This is a genomic window from Mesotoga sp. HF07.pep.5.2.highcov (genome assembly GCF_003666285.1).
In the GTDB taxonomy this organism is placed as follows: Bacteria; Thermotogota; Thermotogae; order Petrotogales; family Kosmotogaceae; genus Mesotoga; species Mesotoga prima.
In genome coordinates, this window is the sequence record NZ_JFHJ01000514.1 from 1 (window position 1) to 3,184 (window position 3,184).

General features: G+C 45.2%; 1 protein-coding gene. It reads left to right on the top strand.

Annotated elements, in window-relative coordinates; genetic code table 11:
- The coding region (locus tag BG32_RS10905; protein WP_147434974.1) for a fibronectin type III domain-containing protein at positions 1-3,184 on the top strand (3,184 nt) is incomplete at both ends.

A 3,184-nucleotide genomic window follows, 5' to 3' on the forward strand; every position in this document is an offset into this window, starting at 1 on the left:
GGCACGGCCTCTTAGCAGAAGTCTTTGCTGGCAAGGACCGAAACAGTTTGACCAGATTGGCACTTGACCTTCAGGGTGATCTGACCTCCCCTACCGAAGGAATATTTTCCTTTTCTCACGAGTTTGAGGTTGATCCTCACTCTCAGTACTGGTGGAAAGTAAGGGTTTACACAGAAGGTGGAAAATCCGCAGAAAGTGAAATCTGGACATTCGTACTCATGAATACTTATCCTAGAAGGCCAGAGGTAGTTCCACCAGGCAGCAACCTGGGAAACGTCCCTCTAAAAGATCTGACACTTAACTGGAGTTCCAATGATCCTGATGGAGATGAGTTAGTATACGACGTGTATTTTGGTAGAGAGCCAAGATTAGATGAGAAGGACATTCTCATTAGAGGAACGAACGAAACAATGGTTGACGTTTCGTTACTTAAGAGACTTGATTACTCGACGAAGTACTACTGGAAAGTCGTTGCGAAGGACTCGTATGGAGGCGAATCTACTTCTTATACTGAGAGCTTCACAACTCAGATGAGGGTTGATCTTCCTGCAGTTACGCCGGAAAATCCAAGAAGCGGAGCTAGCGATTTTGATGCGGGAAGAGGATTTCTTTCGTGGAAGACTTCTTTGCCTCTCGAATACTATCTTGACGAGCTAGATTTTGATGTCTACCTTTCCGAGGGGCAGTCAAGATATTCACTAATTGGAACAACAAATTCAACCGAGATTGCTGTTCCTTCTCTCAAAGGCCATACAACTTATAGTTGGTATGTCGTTGTTAGAGATGCATCTGGAAAAGAAAAGAAGAGCGAAGAGTGGATCTTCCGGACTTCTAACAGAGCACCCATAATCGAGATGGAGTATCCGAATATTTCTCCAGGGCAGGATTCTGTGCCGGTAAAATGGGAAGTAGTAGACCCCGATGGAGATAGTGTTACAAGCGAAGTATTCTTTGGACCGGATGGTGATGAGCCTGCCAGAATCGCTTCAGGTAGAATGACATCGATTTTTCTCTCAGCACTTGATGAAGAAACGAACTACACACTCTCTATAAGAGCTAGCGATGGTCAAGGAGGAGAAACCATAAGAGATATTTCTATTACCCCGGGTAATAGGCCTCCCTCGATCTATCTTTCTCGGCCGGTGTCGACGGAGTTTGTCGAACCCTCGGTTGTATCATTCAACTGGTTTGGAGAAGACCCCGATGGTGATTCTCTTAACTACATGCTCCATTTGAAATCGAAGAATGACTCAAGAATCCTAGGTCCAATCGAATCTCAAGAATATATTGTGAGAGACCTGGAAGAAAACGAGAATTACAGCTGGTTTATTACGGTAGAAGACTCTAGAGGTGCCTTCGCTAGAAGTGAAGACGCTGTTTTCACTACAGGGCAGAAGGCTCTGGAAGTAGCTGTCCCGTTGACGCCTCAGCCTGGTGAAGTTGAAGTAAGCTTATCTGACACTACTTTTAGCTGGGAAATCGATGATGAGAGCGAAGATCTTTCTTATAGATTCGTTCTTGGAAATGACGACAGGTTGAATGACATAATCTTTGAAAACGAAACGAAGGAAACTTCGATTGAATTGACCTTGGACCTATTTAGTAACAGGAAGTACTTTTGGAGAGTCGATGTTATCAAGAACGGTTCTGAAACTGAGGGAGAAGTCTGGAGCTTCACCAGCGAAAATCTACCTCCGGCGTTACCAGAGCTCAGATTCCCTGTGGATGGAGCTTCGGAAGTATCGACCAATGATTTGACTCTAAGTTGGGTTTCCAGTGATCCCGATGGAGAAATTGTGTCGACAAAGGTACATCTGCGAGATTCTGCTGGAAATGAAGAGGAGTACGAAGCTCTCGGGAATTCACTGACTATCGAAGAGCTTGATCCCGGTCACCGTTACGAATGGGCCGTAAAGGTTACCGATGACGGGGGAAAAAGTTCTGTCAGCAAATACGCATCCTTTGTTACTGGAAACCAAAGGCCGGTTATAACTTTAACTCATCCTCCTAGAATGTTCCTGGAGGGGGCAACGACTCCTCTTGTTGTTGAATGGGAGCTGGACGATCCTGAAGGAGAAGACCTTGAGGTGGGAGTATATGTTAACCTTGCCGAAGAGTCGTTAGGGCGGCCAGTAGCTATCGGAGATAACCTTGAGAGATATGTCATAACCAACCTCATTTCCGGCAGAGATTACTTGTTGACAATCGTGGCAGAGGACCCCGGAGGTGAAATAGGGACTCTCGAAATACCTATAAAAAGCCATGTTTCGGGACTAGACTACATCTATCCTTCCGGTGGAGTATTCGAGAACGGCAGAGAGTTCTCTTGGTCTTATTCACAACAGAATTCTGGATACGTCTTCCGACTTTATGATTCAGATCATAACCCCATTGTCAGAAGAGTTATTCAGGACAACACATACAGACCCGAACTATCTTTTGAGGACGGTAGGCAGTACTTCTGGGCTGTATCTGTTTTGAGGGACAATGTAGAGTATGCAGGTGAACCGGTCAGTTTCATTTCTGGACAGTCGTTTGGAGTGTTGCTTGAAGCGCCTAGGAACGGAGAAAAGGTGCCGGCTTCGGGAGTAACATTGAAATGGGTTTTAGACGGTGATACAGAAGCGATAAGGCAGAAGGAAGTCTATTTTGGAGAACTGGGTAGCCTTTCACGTTACACTGTTTCGAGCAACAGTTATCAGACAGGAAGGCTTCTTGCGGGACGAACATATGAATGGTTCGTTCAGTTGACAGACAATAGTGGAGCCACAATAAGAAGCGAGACCTTCCGATTCTCGGTTGAAAACAGGCCTCCAGAACTTTCTTTAATCAGTCCCGTTAATGGAAGGGCGGTTGGTGAAACGTATGTTGATTTAACATGGTCAGGCTATGATCCTGACGGAGATCATCTGAGATACTCGGTGTATTTTGGAACCGACGAGGATCTAGAGCTTTACAGAGATTCCATGCAGTCAAATCAGATTAGAATATCCGGCCTTTTGATGAACAAGACATATAGCTGGTACATTACAGCTTCAGACGGTCAAAATGTTGTTAAATCCGAAACGAGAACATTCAATGTTACTGCATCAGAATTCAAGATTGACATCCTGTCCCCGGTAGTGGATTCGGAAGTAGATCTTACCCCCGTTTTCTCCTGGCAATCTTCTGAAGTGGGAAGTGG